This is a genomic window from Leptospira yanagawae serovar Saopaulo str. Sao Paulo = ATCC 700523 (genome assembly GCF_000332475.2).
Taxonomy (GTDB): Bacteria; Spirochaetota; Leptospiria; order Leptospirales; family Leptospiraceae; genus Leptospira_A; species Leptospira_A yanagawae.
Genome location: NZ_AOGX02000013.1, coordinates 80,030 through 97,000, shown reverse-complemented (window position 1 = coordinate 97,000; position 16,971 = coordinate 80,030). Strand labels below are relative to the sequence as shown.

Sequence of the window (16,971 nt, the reverse complement as noted above, 5' to 3'; positions counted from 1 at the left end):
AGTTTTTAGCATATATAGACTATTTTTTAATTGATACTCTTTGGTAGACTTATACAAATCAGCTATGATACTTGATGGTATATTTGGAAATAAAACTGCATCGAGAATCTTGTTGCACCTAATGCATTACAATGAAATTCATACTGCCTCAATTGCGAAAGACTATGGCGTAGCTTCTACACCTATCCGAATGCAATTGGAAAGATTCGAATACTGATAGTATTAAAGATAGACTTGCTTCTTACTTGCTTTTTAACGCACGTGAATGTTTAGACCAAGCTTTACTCGTTGCAAAGAGCCAAAGGTTTGATTTACAAAAAGTGAAAGAATAATGTTTGAATGAATCTAGTAATGGAAAGAAATTTTTGATGAGTTTGTAAATCTTTATCATAAATAAATTCTTACCTAGGAACTTGTCCTATCCCTGTGAATATAATTTTAGAATATTTCAAGTTGATCAAAAATCAGATTTAGTTTCGAAACCTAACTATAAAATGTAAATAAAACTAAGTGAAAAAATACCTATACATTTCCTTATCTCTCCTGACCCTTCTTCTTCTATGTAGTAGTAGAAACAAAAATCTTCCAAGATCCAAATGAATGCCATGGGGATTACAATTGTTCCCCGCAAGACCATCTTATAAAAAAAGCAAATCTTCGGCCGTCGGATCCTTCCATGGCAACCCCTCTAAAACTGGGAGAGTATTATGCGATCACTAAACTAAGGTATGGCGATGCCTCGTTCTTTTATTGCCAAACAAGTGATCTAACAATTTATCATGGCTTTCAATTTAGAGAACCGTATGATCCAAAGAATCCGACTGTTCCTTATGGTTCAAACAAATGTGAATTTTTAAGCGAAGACCAAGTCGTTTGCCCTTCCATTCAGATTACAAAAAAAGGAATTCAGGAAATCAAACTGTCAGAAGGAGAGACTAGGGGGAAATCGATATCGTTTCGGCATCTTTTGGAACCGAATCTAATCTTATTTACAATCAGTTTATTGTATTGTGGGCCGGTATCGAGAAGTGTTGATTTGATTGAAGTTGAGGAGAGAAGGTGGGGGGATGGAGGATGAATGAACGATTCGGAATCAATGTCGAAAAGCAGGAACAAACTGTTCTACTTCGGGAGTCAGTATAGAGACCATAATTTATATATTTATTTTTTTTAATAATTCAGGTTAATTTACCTCTTTGAATCTGGAAATTTCTAATTTCGTTAACCTGATTTTAATTACTATTTTCCATAGAGAAAAGCTAGAAATGTTGATTCGATTACTAGAATTTTCTATGATTTTAAAAACATTTGACTTATTTGTAAATTACGGTTTTTTCATTAGTTTTAGAAGATAAGAGGACTTCCAAAATGTTTGAAAAAATCTCAGTTCATTTAAGTTTAATTGCTTTCATTTTTTCCATTAACAACTGTGCTACGATGAGTGCTAGGGATGATGGTATGCAGGCAATTTTTGTCAAAGCTCCCGCCGATAGTCATATTTATTTAGATGGCGAAAAAATTGGGGAAACGTTTGGTGCAAGTTTAATCGATACTCCCAAAAAAGGTCCAAACAGACAATATAAGCTAAGGATAGAGAAGGATGGTTTTGAACCAAAGGAGATTGAAGTTACCAAAGAAATACATATGTTGTTTGGATGGAATTTGATTTTCCTTGTTGGTGCTCCAATTGGGTTTGCTGTAGATTACTTTTCTGGTTCTTATTTACACTATAATCGATGGGTTGAGGTTGAATTAGACCAAAAGTCGAATTTCAAAGTTAATCTCAACAGTGAAAGCAATCGTATTTACGTTCAAAAAAGAGATATCGATAGAGGATTACCTGTAAGTGTAAAATTTGAAAAAGTTTCAAATGTTACTTACGAAGCCACGGATGCAAATGGGAATCCGATACAAAATACTTCTGCAGGACAACAAAGGCCAGGTGGCGATTATGGAGATGAAGCAAACTTATCACAAGGGTATTATAAAATTTCTGGTTTTTACTATAGTAAAGATTTTAATACTTCTCGTACAGCTTCAGTCACTAGAGTTGCAAAACTTCCAGGTTCGAAGGTATTTGCAATTCCTGGTGGTGGAGTGGGAGCCATTTGCGGAACGATGGATGAAAAAACAAATCGAACAACATTTTATTGGATACATCTTCCTGAATTCATATCCAAAAAATTGGAGGAATCAAAATTTTTGCAATCAAGTTACCTAGCTCATCACTGTGAACAAGTATTTGACTTAAAACAGTATTTAAACCAATCATAGGCGACTGACCGAATATCCGCTTCTTTGCTTCTCGAACTCAATGTGAATGTAAAAAAGAGGAAACGTTTTTTTACTCATACAAAAGTAGGGCAACTAACTAACAGGAGTCAAGTGACCACCACCTGACTCCTGTTTATAAATTGGGAACCTACTGCTCTACACAAACAATTTTCTTTGCAACATTACAGGTGTCAGTTGTCGTTTCCACAAGAGTGGTTGTGCTTGCACCCACAACTCCTGTGACTCCACTCACTCCTACATTGGAACTAGTCCAATTTGTACAATTGACATCGTTGGCTAAGTTTCCTCCTGTGATCGTCATCCCTGTCCAGAACCGAGTTCCGTTCGTTCCAAGGGCAAAATTCATTTGCATGGTGGTATTGGAATCTCTAAAGATTCGGTTGGAAGTGGTTGTTGCACCCGTTGTATTGGACGTGTCAATGCTATTGGAATAGAAAGTATTGGCTTTGAATACCCAATCGGTGTAAGTCATTGTACCCGTCGGATTGCCGAGTGCTTCTCTCACTCCAGGAACGGATACCATGGCTTTATACGTTTTGCCACTGATCTTATTTAAATCACCATTGCAAACTGCATCAGCACCTACAATTCCACCTGCACCAATAAAACCACGAGGTGTATTTGCTGATAAAAACATATGACACCTTGTGGAACAAGGAGCGGAAGCCGAGTGTGCGAGGAGTATGGCGAGTATGGTGGTGTCGTCGTTATTCTCTTTCGAAGTTTTGCAAGCGCCTAAGAGAGCACTAAAAAAAACAAGAAATACCAAGAAATACCAAGAAATACCGTTAGGTCTCATTTGTTTGCCGTGTTTCATAGGATCAAATTTGAGAGAAGCGTTTCAAGGAGGCAAGAAGGAATTGGTGTAATAGTCTAGTGGAAACGGAAAAAATTGAGGAGTAGGTAAACTTGGGGGAATGATGATAAACTAGTTAGTTGGAGAGATCATTTGGCGATGGGAAGGAGGCAGTGCAAGCTTTGATGCAAGTGGGAATGATATTCGCCTAATGCCTGTCCGAGGAAGGGTTTTGTTTTGGATGAAATCGAAACAAAGCATAAGCAGAAAGAAAATTTAAAAAATCAGGAAAAGTGTAAAATACGATTTGACTGTAAGACAGATATGTAGTACATTTTGGTATTATGATTAGTTTACGCCTCCCACCAGATTTGGAAAGAGAATTAGATTCGCTTGCAAAATCGGAAGGGAAAAGTCGAACAGAAATCGTAAAACAATCAATTTTGGAATATTTACAGAATCGATTGCATCGTAAAACTCCGTTTGAATTGGGCTCAGATTTATTTGGAAAACATAATTCCGGAAAGGTTGATTTAGCCAAAAATCGAAAAAAATACCTGCAAGATAACCTACGGAAGAAAAATGAAAAACGTAGCACTCATTGATTCTGGTCCCATCATCGCTTTATTTAACGAAAAAGACAAGTTTCACAAATCAATTCTTAAATATTTGAAATCATTTAAGGGAGAATTGATCTCTTCCTGGCCTGTGGTAACAGAAGTTATATACCTACTTTCTTTCTCAGTTGAAGCGCAATCTGATTTTTTGGAATGGATTGAACGAGGTGGTATCCAAATCTTTAATCTTAGTATTGAAGATCTGAAGTATATTAAAAGTCGGATGAAAAAATATTCTGACTTACCAATGGATTTGGCTGATGCATCCTTAATGTGTATTGCAGAAAAATTTGAATATGAAAATATCATTAGCATAGATTCTGATTTTTCTATTTACAAAACTGTAAAAGGAAAGTTTTTACGAAATCTGTATCATGTATAAAAAATTTCGTTCGCCAAATAGATCCATTTTCTATTGCGCCAGCGATTGCAGCGGAAATCCTTTCGCAAAGCGAAAGATTGGAGCGGAAAGCGCGGTCGCTTTTGGAATGAGAGTAACCGACACCAAACAAGTGCGAGGCGCCCTATCTCTTTCTTGAAAGAGTAACTTGAATCAATGTTTCAATTGATTTCTAATCTTTGTTTCATCCAGTTCCATGTTTCTTCTGGTCGTTCGAAGGGGAAAAAATGAGTGAAACCTGGAAAGATGGACACACTTGATTTAGGATGTACATTTGTTAGTAACTTCGCATACTTCGGACTGCAGACTTCGAATGTTTCTGGGATCGCAATATGGTTTTCGGTTTTGATTCCGTAGAAATTTTTAAAGACATGGAAGTGGGCATGCCCAAAGATTTTTGCTTCGACTCTAGGGTCACATCGAAGTTTTACTTCTTCGTCTTGGCCTGTTCGGATGAAACAAGAGTTTAAGTAATCTTCGAAAATAGATGGTTCAAAATTGGCGAAGGCAGGAAATTTACGAAACGACCGCCTAACAAGCTCTATGGATTTAAAATGGGTCCTTCTTTTTTTGGCACCTTTGGCGAGGGGATTTTCTAAAAATTTGGAAAGTAATATGAGTTTCCAACCAAGGATAACAGGGTCCATTGCCAATACTTTTTGAAACCTCTGAGGTTCTTTTTTTGCCGCAAGAAGCGATGAGGCACCTCCAAGAGAATGGCCAATGATGGTTGTGTTTGTGATTTGTTCGTGTTCGAGTAGGCTTAAGATTTGGTCACGAAATACATTCCAATTCTTGAACTGCAATGTGAATTCAGAACGTCCATGCCCAACAAAGTCTGGTGCTATGACACGGTAGTGTTTTTTCAATCGTTCAAAATAAAACTGATAACAACCGGCACTGTAACCGTTGGCATGACAAAAAATGAGTGTAGGACCTGGTGTTTCTGAATCTAAGTAAGCAGTTTCCCAATTTTTGTAGCGAAAGGATTTTGGTTTCATTTTCTATTTGACCCTTCCCGATTTCCATCGGACTTTGTCTCTATCCCATGCAATTCCAAGTCATCCTCTTCTTCTGTATAGCTGTATTCTTCAATGCATTGGCGAATATTTTAATCAAAACATCTTCTATGCAAGACAAACAAGTTTTACCTGGAGAAGGGTTTTGGAAACTTGTATTCACTGTATTTAATCCTTACTTCATCGCAGGTCTTGCCAGTTTTGGTTTGGCTCTTCTTGGTTATCGTTATGTTTTGGGTAAAGGCTTAAAACTTTCACTTGCATATCCAGTGTTCACTTCCAGTGGATTTATCATTGTTCTGATTGCTTCTTCTATTTTTTTCAAAGAAAGATTGAATTTTACGCAGTGGCTCGGGATTTCATTTATTTTAGTAGGTGTATGGCTTACCGCCTTGCAGATGTTTGACGTTAACTCTTGATTTCGAATCGCTTTTTTAAAAACTTCTTAAATTTAAATCGCATTCCTTCTTTTTCTGTTTCCATTTTATTTTTCTTTGTTCTCATTTCTTTTTGCAAAAAAGAAAATTCTGCTTCGAACCTAAGTTTGGAACAAGGGAAGTCTGATAAAGAAAGTAAATCGGTTATAACCAATAATCTCTCTCAATCAAAACCGAATGTGATCTGGATTGTAATTGATAGCCTACGTGGAGATATCATTGGAAATTACAATGTAACACCAAACTTGGAATTGTTTGCCAAAGAAGGAATCCAGTTCCAATACCACTTAGTGAATGCTGCTTGGACTAGGCCATCCACACTTGTTTTTTTTACCGGTAAATATGCTTCTGCCAATCCTGTTAATTTTTGGGATTACCCTACGACAAAATCAGAAGTGCAAGCCTTTTATCGATCTGAGAAAAAACCACTGCCTAAAGTATTAAAAGATTTAGAATATAACACTGTTATGGTGGGAAATAATCCATTTTTGACTGATAAGTACGGACTCGGTGTCGATGTGGGTTTTGATGAGTTATACGATTATTCCAACTACAGTGAAGATACCAAAAAAATCACAAAAAAAACATTGGAAGTTTTGGAAGAAATTTCTTCAAAAGAAAATCCATTCTTTTTGTTTTTGAATTACAATGACCCTCACAAACCTTATACACCTCCCCTTGGATTTACCAATCGAATCCAAACGAAGGAAATTTTGGACGAACGAAAGTTAAACTATTTGGGTGAAGTGGCTTTTGTGGATGAAGAACTGGGAAAGGTATTTGAATCCATAAAAACAAAAGGACTTTGGGAGAATTCACTTATCCTCATTACAGCCGATCATGGGGAAGTGATGCATTCTTCACATGCCATTTCTCCTTTTACGGGCACCAATACCTATTATGGACATGGACAGGACTTATTTTTAGAAAATATCCATGTGCCTCTTCTCATCAAATTACCAAAATCCAATTTACAAAAAGCAGTTCAGTCTCTGACTCGCTCAATTGATTTATATCCAACCGTTCTTGATTATATCGGCATTCCGATACCAAAATCGATCCATGGTTTGTCCTTACGGCCTATTATCGACGGAGAAGAAACCAACAAACGTACGTACTACGGTGAAACTCGATTTACGCAAGGGTATGGAGAAGGAAAAGAGTTTTTATTACAAAGGTCTTACCGGTTTCATGAATTGGGAAAGTTTTGGCAAGGATCAGTTGGGAATGAATTTTATTTATATTTTGATACAACTACCGATCCCAATCAAGAACGTCCCATTCGGATCAACCACATGGGTTCTATCGGTGAACTAAAGTTAAATGCCGTATTAGAAAAAAAGATTGAACGGTTTTGGAAACAAATTCGTTCGATGGAACCAAAACTTCCATTGTATCACCTTTGGGTAAATCCAGATCTAGGAGATACCGAAATCCAGATCTCAGTACCAAGTGGTATCATTCGATTGGCAAATCTTCCTTCCAATGTGTTAGCAGAGGAAAAAGGCAGATCTGTAAAACTCCAAACAAAAGAAAAGGTTCCTTTTCAAATTAGTTTTGAGGTATACCCTGACGTGAGCTTTCCTGAATTCAAAATTTGGATGGGAAAAAAACAAGTAGCAAAATCAGAGATCCATATTGGGTATTTTGGAGTGAATCTATCGGCCTGTTCTAAAGACTGTGATCTGTTATACGAATCGCAATCCTTTCGACCCATCATCCACCCGGAAACAAAGGTACATTTTTGGAAGGAAGGTGGGCAAAAAAAATCATACGAAAACAAACAAGAGTTAGGAACCGATGCATTGGACATTTTAAAAAAACAAGGCTATGTGCAATAATTGATCCTTGTTGTGGAGAGATTGTTTTCCGAATTGGATTCAATCATTGTCTTGGTTTGTGACAGAAAGATTTGGTAATGTTTCTCCACTAAAACCTGTCCCACCACCTGTTAGAGACCCAAACAAAATCGAATATAATACATTCCCATCCACCAAACCATCATCGATGCCAGTGATCACAATATTTTGGAAAGTATTCCAATCTGCGGAAGTAAACGTTAAATTTGAAAGTGAACTGGTGCCTTCTGCAACATTGGAACTTGATACAACAATATTTACATTTGAGGTTGGTCGTGCACGTAGCCTGATTTGAAAACGAGACTGGCCGCCAGATTCCGTTGTGATTAAGTTAGGTGAAGTGACTAGACCTCCTGAAACATTGGGGCTTGTCCCACAAGCTGCTATAGGATTTGGATCCGTACACGGTATAATATCGTACAGATTGTAAATGTGGACACCAGGTATGGAGCTAGGGGTGAGTGCACTGTAAATATTGGATGGTGAAAATCCAGTTCCTGTTTCGCTTGAATTGATTTGCGTGTTGATGTTATAATTTGCATCCAGCACATCTGTTGTGTCTTCGCCAATGATCGTTACCAATTGTCCTGTGGCAAAATTAGTTGGAGTGAAAGTCAATGGAGCTGTAGGAAAGGAGACAATTCCTCCAGGTGTGCTTGTGAAATTGATTGAAACGTCGGTTGTTGGTTGTGAATTGAGATGGATGTAAAACTCAGATCTTGCCCCTGATTGAGAAGTGATGACGGTGGTAGGTGCAAAACCTGATGTGGTGATGCCTGCGGAATCATTGTCATTTAATGTGAGTTCGGGGTAATTTGCCGAAGGGTATGGGTTTACACCATTATAAAATCCATCCGTTGAGGAAAGAACTCCGACAACAATCGGGCAAACTACATTTCCATCATCTACCGAATCGTTGAATGGTGTAACAGTGATGGTATTGTGTGCTCCAATTGTATTCCAGTTAGCATTTGTGATGGTAACATTATTTGTTGAAATTGTGAACTGTGTGACTATTGGTCCCGTTAACAAAGTACAAGGAAAACTAGAAGGGATCGAAATGGGGATCGTAACATCATCAGTCGGTGCTTGGCTTAGTAAAATATAAATTGAAAACGCTGCAGCATTTTCAGCGCGAACCATGGATTGTGGTGTGATGACAGTCACAGGATTTTCTGATACACTGAAATTGACAAGATTAGCTGCCGTGCCATTACTTCCCACAAAACTATCATACCACGTGGGAAAGGAACCTGTTTCGGCACCTGTAACTGTAATGGTATAGTTGGTATTCCCATCGCTCAATATATCTGACACCCCCACGATTTCTACAGGAACTGAAGTACTCCAATTCGTTTCATCAAAAACATATTGTTTTGAACTAACAGGAGTTCCGCTGTCATTAATCATACCTTCTGTTGTGTCAGAAGTTGTTAATGTTACGGTTACAGAATTTCCTGGTATGGGTTCACTCCCCAATCGTAAACTGTAAAAGGTAGAAAATCCAGACTCTGTAGTAAAGTATGGTTGTCCAGTATCCAAAGTGAAAAGAATTTTAGGTGATGGGTTGTCATTGTCCGTAATGTTGATTGTAACATCACTTGGATTCAACCCATCGTAATCAGTTCCTGAGCCAGAAATGGCACCTAACGTAAGTGTATGAGTCCTAGTATTAGATTCATTAATGGAATCATTTACCACTGAAACCGTGACTGTTTGAGCTGTCCCATAATTTGTATGAGTGAATGTAAGATCGGCTGGGGAAAAACTGTATTGTGTAGAATCAGGCAAAGAAAATGTTTCGGCAGTGATCGGGATTGTGACAGAACCACTTACACAGGATGCCAAGTTTCCTGGTGTGTCACAAGGGGCTGCATTCAATCGAAGGGTAAACGTTCCATCCACATCTCCTTCCGTTAGATTTAGAGTCGTTGTGGAAAAAGTAAATCCTTTTGTATCATTGTCAGTTATGGTGACCACCAAATTCCCGTTTGTATCCGTATAACCCGGAACTGCTCCTGTGGGATACAAACCTGTAAAATAAGATCCATTCGCTTGTGGAATATGAATTGTGACAGGGATATTTCCATCATCAAAGGAATCTGTAACAGAACGAATTGTTATGATTTGTGGGACGTCCCATCCACTTTCACTCGTATTCCCCGTAAAACTTCCCACTTGACCGTTTGTGGGAGTAAAAGTGAGTGTGCGAGAAGTTGCAACTCCAGAAGAACTATTAAGCAAGACAGCTTCCGTACCATCAGAAGAAATGATGGGTCCAATCACGACATTTGCATTTGGTTTTAAAGACAAACGAATTTCGAATGTTATGGTAGAAGTTCCATTTTCCACAATGGAAGAAGCAGACAAGTTTTGGATTCGCACCAAGGGTTCATTGCTATCCGTATTGATTGCAGTTACGGAGGGGATTGATAAGGAATTGTATTTTGGATCTACTGATGTTGAATTTGCAAAATTGATATTCACATTTTGATCACCGTCATCTGTACCATCTAACACAGATGTAATGGTGACAGTTTGGGGTGTATTCCAGTTGGCTGCCGTAAATGATAATGATGATGGTGATACGGTAATCTCCGAAGTATTACTTGAGGAAACTGTTGGTAGGTTCACAGTTTGTGTTGGCTGTGAATTTAAAACTACTGTGAATGTTTCTGTAAAGGGAGTTCCATTCTCATGTACGACAAGCCCACCAACAGGTGTCACAGTGATCCCTGCCGTATCATCATCTGTTACAAAGAAACTAATTTGTGTGGGAGGTGAGACTGCATTGTAAATAGGATCAGCGCTTCCTCCCGTATCCACAGAGCCAAACTGTAATGTCACAGTCCTTGTATCTTCGTCTATGGAATTATTATTTGTTGTGACTTGGATGAATTGATCAATGTTCCAATTGGCATTGGTAAATACCAAACTTGTTGTATTCACATTTGTAATGGCATTATTTTCGTTAATTCCGGTTAGGGTTACTGTGGAACCAGGAGGGGGTTGCGAAGAAAGTCGTATTGTAAAATTGAGAATACCACCATTTTCTGAGATTGTCAAACTTCCAGGTGAGGTAAGAATAAAACCAGGGACGTCATTATCAGTATTGGTAACGGAGGGAAACACCGGCCCCGCCAAACCATTGTAATCTGAGTCAGTTGATGAGGCAGAACTGGAAACTATGGATACTGTTTGTGATCCATCTACAATGAATTCATCCTCTCCTGTGACCGTAACAATTTTCGGAGTGAACCATTCCGCAGGGGCAAAACTGAGAGAACTTGGACTAACAACGGCTTCCGAACTGGGAGTAGCCACAATAGAAGGAATGGTGACGGTATCAGTAGGAAGTGTGTTTAATACCACTCCAAACGACACAGCACCTCCAGATTCTGTTGTTGTTAAACCTGATAAGTTCACAACAGTAAACCCAGCGATGTCATTGTCTACATTGGTTCCTGTGATGATCGGTACAACCTTACCCATATACGCTGGGTCAAAGGAAATCGTTGGGTCGGCAGAGATTTGGAATGTGCTATCATCAACGCTAAAATCATCCACCCCTGTCACAGTGACTGCTTGAGGCACATCCCAGTTGTTAGGTGTAAAAACAAGCTCAACGGATTCAACAGTTGCTTCCGTTGTATCATTTGATACAAAATTGCGAATGTAAACATCTTGCATGGGTCTTGTTTGTAATACATAATAAATTTGGCCTGTTTCTCCTGTTTCAGATGTGAGGAGTCCAAATACTGGACTTGCAGCCACACCAGAAGATTCATTATCAGTGTTAACCACAAGTAGAACTGGTAGGCTTTGAGTTGAAAATCGAATGTCAGATGTTAAAATACTTCCTAATTGTACTCGGAACGTTTGGTTCCCATCAGACAATAGATCATCAACACCCGCCAAACGGACTGTATGTGGATCGTCCCAATTTTCTGGAGTAAAATCGATAAATGTATCGGATAATAATACCCCTTCTGTTGGGTCGGAGATGGTAATTGGTCCAATTCTCACTGAACTGTTTGGTTCAATGTTCAAACGAAGTATGAATTCTGCTTGTCTTCCGTTTTCACTCGTGAATAAAAAATTTGGAGCTTCATAAATCACAGATCCTTGGCCGGCCGCTTGGACAAAAAATGAGCCGAACAATCTCTGTAGATTAACAGGAGTTACCGATTGGCAAGAGAATAAGGAAGAGGTCAGGAGAATGAGGGCAATGGAGAATTTAGATTTGAACACGAATCCGATTTGCCCTCTAATCCATCCCATTTAGGGTTCTCCCTCTCTATTCTACGAGAAAAAAGCCCAAAATCAGAAAAAAATTTCCAGGAAATGCAATAAAACAAGATGAACCAAAACACAAACCCCAATGCAAAAGGCCCTCTCTCTGGCGTGAAAGTCGTCGATTTGTCCTTACTCCTCCCTGGGCCACTTTGTTCCCAACACCTCGCGGACATGGGCGCAGACGTCATTAAAATTGAAAACCCCCGCGCTTACGACGGATCTCGGGCTATGTTCAAAGGGAAAACAGGTTACCCTGCTCTCTTTATGATGCTCAACCGAAACAAAAAAGCCATCACTCTCAATTTAAAACGAGAGCAAGCCAAAGAGATTTTATTCAAACTATTAGAAGATGCTGATATTCTGTTGGAAGGATTTCGCCCTGATGGTATGGATAAAATGGGAATTGGGTATGATGTCTTAAAAGAAAAATTCCCACGTTTGATTTACTGTGGTATTTCCGGTTACGGAACAAGTGGAAAGTATGTAGACTTTGCTGGTCATGATTTGAATTATTTGGCGATCTCTGGTGTCCTCGATCAAACGGGAAATCCTCCAAGACCTGCTGGTTTCCAAATGGCTGATGTGGGTGGAGGAACTCTTACGGCTCTTTCTGCCATCCTTGCCGCTTTGTACTACCGAGAAAAAACTGGCAAAGGGCAAAAGATCGACATTTCGATGACGGATGCTTCTGTCCAATTCATCTCTCTCTATGGTGGGATTTTATCTGCATCAGGTGTTTCACCAGAAGCTGGGAATGATATCCTTTCTGGTAAATTACCAAATTATAATGTATATGAAACCAAAGAAGGTCGGTATGTGGCACTAGGTGCTTTAGAAGATATGTTTTTCCAAACATTTTTACGTGCAGCAGGGATGGAAAATCTAACAAAGGAACTTCCAATGGTTGAGGAGAACCTTCCTATCATTAAACAAAAGTTAACTGATTATTTTAAATCCAAAACGTTTGCCGACTTACAACCTATTTTTGACAACACCGATGCTTGTTTGTCTCCGATTCTAAACATGAAAGAAGTATCGGAAGACCCTCATATGAAAGAAAGAGGCATGGTAATCGAAAGGAATCATCCAAAATACGGTCCTATCCTACAATTTGGATCTCCGTTTCATTTTTCGGAAACTCCATTTGTTTACCGTAATGACCCACCAGAACACGGAGAACATACGGAGGAAATTTTAACCCAATTGGGGTTTTCCAAAGAGAGTATTTCGGGGTTCAAAAAAGACAGAGTCATCTAACGAATCTTGCTTTTTTTATCGAACTTCTGTACTTTGTCCTAGGGGAGAGGTAAACTCTCCCTTACACCAAGCCATATGAAGTTTTTACAAGTATCAGACCTCCACCTTTCCTCCTTTACAAAAGACGAAGAGACCTATTCCTTAAGCGTCCTAAAGGAAATTTTTGAAACTGCAGAATCCAAAGGATGTGAACGAGTACTTTTTTGTGGAGATGTTTTCAATCGATTTCCCGATTTAGAAACCTTACGATCGCAGTTTATCAAAGTAGTTTCGTCCTATTCTGGACTTGTGTATTTTTTGCCAGGGAATCACGAAGTATTAGAAAAAAAAGGAAATGAAAATACGTATTCAGCGTACGATTGGTCGAAGAAAGTCATCGTGCTTGACTCACTTCCATTTTCTTTTTTTGAAGAAGCAGGGATTGAATTTATTGCGATCCCCCACCAAGAAAATTATTCCGAAATTTTATTATCACCCCCTCCACATAAAAAATCACAAATAAGGATTGGACTTGCCCATGGAACGGTTTCTGGGATGAGTTTTACGGGACTACAAGAAGAGGAAGAAGAAGGTGGTTCCTATTTGGATCCAAATCTTTTACAAATTTTAGACTTAGATTATTTGGCGATTGGTCACCTCCACAGACATCGTTTTGGCAATGTTGGGAAATGTAATGTTGGTTATGCGGGATCTTCACGTGTTTGGCGGAAGGGAGAGTTTGGTCCAAGAGGTGGGATATTACTTGAAATAAAAGATGGGAAATTGCAAACAGAATTCATTTCATGGAAATCTGCCGGGGAATACCGAGAAATCATTGTTAACTTAGATACCGATGGAAATCCAGAACTTAGTGCCAATGAATATTTGGTAAATACTTCACCCAATGATTGGGTTTGTTTTCGATTTGTTGGGTATGTGGATTCAATGGACGGAAAACAAAAATTCCAAGAAACTATCGAACGTGAATGGAAACATAAATTTCGAATTTGTGAATTTGATCCAGATGAGTCTCAAGTTTATGTTTTACAAAATATTTCTGAAAATGAATTCATCAAACAATTTTTAGACAAAATGGAAGAACGAAAAAACCAAATGGACCCAAGTCTTTGGCGGCATACACGTGTCACTGGCATTCGGTTTATCCTGGATGGGGGAAAAGTAAAATGAAACTGAAAATAGAAAACTTCGGAATATTTTCTTCCAAAGAATTTCCCATTCAAAAAATCACTGTTTTTACTGGTCCAAACGAATCTGGAAAAACTACAATTTTAGATGCATTTGTTTCGGCCCTGGTGAAAGTTACCGGCACGAAAAAATATGGAAAATTATTAAATGAAAGGTACCAAGAAAATCGAAATTCTGATTTAGGAATCGAAAAACAAACTCTCACACCGAATTTATTTTTAAACTCACTTGTCATCAGGGAAGGGAATATGGAGGTAGGTTCTGATAGTGAGCTTACGTCAGTGATTGAACAATCCATTTTTGATAGTGGATTCAATCCAGGTCACCTAAAAGAACAGGCAGAGATCCAAGTTACAAAAACCGGAAATCGGAAAGTAGTTAAAGACTGGAATTTAGCATTATCGGAGTTAGATGCCGCCAAACGTAAATTTGATGAATCGGAAAGAAAATTAAATCAAATTTCAAACCAATTTGCGGAATTGCCAAGTTTGGAATTGGAAAGACAAAACAAAAAAACAGAAATTCAAAATCTTTTATCTGAAAAAAATGTATTCCAAAAACAATTTGATGAGTTAAAAGAAAAAGAACTCCATGCAGATGCAGATCGAGTGTATCATCAGATTTTGCAATGGGAAATGTTGTCTCATGAGAGGAAATCTGAATCAAAATTTTTACAAAATGATTCTGAAAAACAAATCAAATTACTTGAAGAATCCATTCGAGCAAACAATCAAAAAATAGAAGCTACCAAAGAAAGGATAGGAGAATTAGAAGTTGGAAAAACTTCTGCCAAATCAAATCGATCCAGTTTAGAAACCAAATTCCAAAAACTAGAATCCTATTTCCCATTTTTTGAATCTTGGAAAGAAAACCTTCGCAAATTCCAAGATGATTTTCCTGTTGTTCCTAAAGTAATATGGAATCCACTATACAGAAGTTTGGCGATTGTTTCTATTTTTTTGTGTTTGGTCACATTGATTTCGATTCTATTTTCTGATTTAGGAAATTGGTTATTCATTCTATTAGGATTATTCTTTGGTCTATCTTTGTTCTTTGGATTGAAGATGAAAGAAACTAAACTGGAAAAGGATGAATCCAAATGGAATGAAATGATCCGACGGATTGCAAGTGAAATGGAAATCAAAACATTAGGGGAATGGAAACCAGATTCTCTCCTTTTAGATTCTTTGTTTACCAGTTTTCAAAGGTACGAACGGGATTACACAAAACAGAAATTAGAATTACAAAATGTAATCGATTTGATTTCAAAAATCGAGACAGAAATCCAAATCCAAGAAAACCATTTGAAAAAGGAAAAAGATATTTTGGAAGAGAAGGAAAAAGAGCGATCCTCCCTCCTTCAAAAATTGGGTGTGAGTTCCCTTCATGAACTTAGTGAATTCTTGGTTCAGATACGCCTAAAAGCTGATAAAATCAAAACCATCGAAGACTCACTCGGTATAGAAATCAAAAAATGGGAAACAGATGGAATTGAATCACTCAAACTCAAACTGAAAGATAAAATGAGTGATTGGGAGAAACTGGGAATTGGCAAACAATTCCAACCAGAAGACCGAACCACCAAACAACGACTTGAAAATCGAATCAGAGAATTAACAGAGTTAATTCGAAGTTTGGAAGTAAAGATAGTAGAGTTAGAAAAAAAATTGGATACAGGGAAAGCAATTTTAGAATCACAAATGGTTCCTGCTCAAAAAGAATGGGAATACAACAAAAAAAATCTTGAGTCCAAAGAAAAAAAGAAAATTGAATTGGAAAAAAATTTCCAAGCCTTTGAAGTCCTGGTTGGGATTTTTTCTGAAATGCAGGCAGAGAGTACAGATAAAATGTCTTCTCTTGTGCGTTCCTTACAAAACAGAATGGATGCCATCAAAGGTACGATACCAACCAAACAAATCCAATGGAATGGGTTTTCTGAGGAAATCCAAGTCACAACAGATCCGAAGTTAGGCCAATTTTCTTTTGGCCAATTGTCAACGGGAACACGCGAACAAATATCCTTTGTCTTACGATTGGAATATGCCTTTCGCATCGGAAATCAATTTAATGTTCCCTTTTTATTATTAGATGAACCGTTTCGTCATATGGACAATGTTCGGCGCAATGCCGCGTTGGAATATACCCTACAATGCATAGCAAATGCAGATGAAAATTGGAAATTGGTGTTTTTTAGTTTTGATGAGGATTTGGTAACAAACATTCAAAGACTGGCAGAGAAGTACAACCTTCCCTGCCAAATCCATACATTATCTAAACAAGTTTCTTAGCTTCTGCAAGTACGGTATCGTAGTTAGGTTCACTTCCAATTTCAGGAACTAGTTCGGTATAACGAACCACATCGTCTTTATCGACAACAAAAACAGCTCTTGCCGATAATCCAGCAAGTGGTCCACCAGAGATATGGGTGCCATAGTTTTTGGAAAACGAAAAGTCTTTAAATTGTGAACCAGTGATAAGGTTTTCTGAGTTAATGCCTTCTGTAGAACAAAAACGTTTCATGGCAAAGGGTAAATCACCAGAAATGATCAGTGTGGTGATCCCATTTTCTTTTGCGACCTTTTCGTTGAATTTTTTTGTTTCGATGGCACAAACAGGTGTGTCGAGACTCGGAACCGCAACAAGGATTTTTACCTTACCTGCTAAATCTTTGAGGGATATATCACTTAAATCTTGTTTGGCGACTTTAAAATCAGGAGCTTTGTCTCCAGGTTTTGGGATGGATCCTTCGAGAGGAACGGGATTTCCTTTGAGTGTAACTTGTGCCATATTTTCTCCTATGTTTCTTTTAG

The 16,971-nt window shown here is 38.2% G+C and carries 13 protein-coding genes and 1 pseudogene; 10 read left to right on the top strand and 4 right to left on the bottom strand.

What is annotated here, in order from left to right; all coding sequences use genetic code 11:
* Window positions 1-206: 206 nt before the first annotated feature.
* From LEP1GSC202_RS20150 to LEP1GSC202_RS02900, 3 genes and pseudogenes are all read left to right on the top strand, one after another.
* Window positions 207-397: pseudogene (locus tag LEP1GSC202_RS20150) on the top strand (hypothetical protein); the annotation flags it as partial.
* Between the two features lie 279 nt (window positions 398-676).
* Complete coding sequence (locus tag LEP1GSC202_RS02905) at window positions 677-1,078, top strand: hypothetical protein (protein WP_015676105.1); 402 nt, start codon at window positions 677-679, stop codon at window positions 1,076-1,078.
* Window positions 1,079-1,368: 290 nt separating this feature from the next.
* Entirely contained in the window at window positions 1,369-2,274 is a 906-nt protein-coding gene (locus LEP1GSC202_RS02900; protein ID WP_015676134.1) for an LEPBI_I2678 family protein, read from the top strand.
* Window positions 2,275-2,422: 148 nt separating this feature from the next.
* Here LEP1GSC202_RS02900 and len read toward each other — a convergent pair whose 3' ends face one another.
* Window positions 2,423-3,094: a Len family endostatin-like outer membrane lipoprotein gene (gene len, locus LEP1GSC202_RS02895; RefSeq protein WP_425256010.1), complete on the bottom strand. Its 672-nt coding sequence runs from the start codon at window positions 3,092-3,094 to the stop codon at window positions 2,423-2,425.
* A gap of 341 nt (window positions 3,095-3,435) precedes the next feature.
* Here len and LEP1GSC202_RS02890 point away from each other — a divergent pair, with 341 nt between their 5' ends.
* Both LEP1GSC202_RS02890 and LEP1GSC202_RS02885 read left to right on the top strand, forming a co-directional pair.
* Window positions 3,436-3,696 (top strand): ribbon-helix-helix protein, CopG family, encoded by a 261-nt coding sequence (locus tag LEP1GSC202_RS02890; RefSeq protein ID WP_015676161.1) that lies wholly within the window; start codon window positions 3,436-3,438, stop codon window positions 3,694-3,696.
* The gene (locus LEP1GSC202_RS02885; RefSeq protein ID WP_012389839.1) at window positions 3,674-4,090 is read left to right on the top strand and encodes a type II toxin-antitoxin system VapC family toxin; all 417 of its coding nucleotides are present in this window, start codon (window positions 3,674-3,676) and stop codon (window positions 4,088-4,090) included. The genes LEP1GSC202_RS02890 and LEP1GSC202_RS02885 overlap by 23 nt, the downstream gene beginning before the upstream one ends.
* Before the next feature lie 179 nt (window positions 4,091-4,269).
* On the opposite strand, the gene LEP1GSC202_RS02880 is transcribed toward LEP1GSC202_RS02885, so the two are convergent.
* The gene (locus LEP1GSC202_RS02880) at window positions 4,270-5,109 is read right to left on the bottom strand and encodes an alpha/beta hydrolase (protein WP_015676207.1); all 840 of its coding nucleotides are present in this window, start codon (window positions 5,107-5,109) and stop codon (window positions 4,270-4,272) included.
* 47 nt (window positions 5,110-5,156) lie between these two features.
* Here LEP1GSC202_RS02880 and LEP1GSC202_RS02875 point away from each other — a divergent pair, with 47 nt between their 5' ends.
* Window positions 5,157-5,546 carry a DMT family transporter gene (locus LEP1GSC202_RS02875; protein ID WP_015676194.1) on the top strand — a complete coding sequence of 130 codons (390 nt, stop codon included), beginning with the start codon at window positions 5,157-5,159 and terminating at the stop codon, window positions 5,544-5,546.
* The gene (locus LEP1GSC202_RS02870) at window positions 5,543-7,405 is read left to right on the top strand and encodes a sulfatase (RefSeq protein ID WP_015676289.1); all 1,863 of its coding nucleotides are present in this window, start codon (window positions 5,543-5,545) and stop codon (window positions 7,403-7,405) included. The genes LEP1GSC202_RS02875 and LEP1GSC202_RS02870 overlap by 4 nt, the downstream gene beginning before the upstream one ends.
* Before the next feature lie 39 nt (window positions 7,406-7,444).
* On the opposite strand, the gene LEP1GSC202_RS02865 is transcribed toward LEP1GSC202_RS02870, so the two are convergent.
* A complete protein-coding gene (locus tag LEP1GSC202_RS02865) occupies window positions 7,445-11,704 on the bottom strand; it encodes a beta strand repeat-containing protein (RefSeq protein WP_015676259.1) in 4,260 nt (1,419 codons plus the stop codon).
* 78 nt (window positions 11,705-11,782) lie between these two features.
* Here LEP1GSC202_RS02865 and LEP1GSC202_RS02860 point away from each other — a divergent pair, with 78 nt between their 5' ends.
* From LEP1GSC202_RS02860 to LEP1GSC202_RS02850, 3 genes are all read left to right on the top strand, one after another.
* A complete protein-coding gene (locus LEP1GSC202_RS02860) occupies window positions 11,783-12,976 on the top strand; it encodes a CaiB/BaiF CoA transferase family protein (RefSeq protein WP_015676137.1) in 1,194 nt (397 codons plus the stop codon).
* Window positions 12,977-13,051: 75 nt separating this feature from the next.
* Window positions 13,052-14,143, top strand: coding sequence for a metallophosphoesterase (locus LEP1GSC202_RS02855; RefSeq protein WP_015676316.1), 1,092 nt, complete (start codon window positions 13,052-13,054; stop codon window positions 14,141-14,143).
* On the top strand, window positions 14,140-16,449 hold the full coding sequence (locus tag LEP1GSC202_RS02850) for an ATP-binding protein (RefSeq protein ID WP_015676238.1): 2,310 nt from the start codon (window positions 14,140-14,142) through the stop codon (window positions 16,447-16,449). Before LEP1GSC202_RS02855 ends, LEP1GSC202_RS02850 begins: the two co-directional genes overlap by 4 nt.
* Here LEP1GSC202_RS02850 and tpx read toward each other — a convergent pair.
* Window positions 16,433-16,948: a thiol peroxidase gene (gene tpx, locus LEP1GSC202_RS02845; protein WP_015676275.1), complete on the bottom strand. Its 516-nt coding sequence runs from the start codon at window positions 16,946-16,948 to the stop codon at window positions 16,433-16,435. The genes LEP1GSC202_RS02850 and tpx overlap by 17 nt on opposite strands.
* Window positions 16,949-16,971 lie beyond the last annotated feature (23 nt).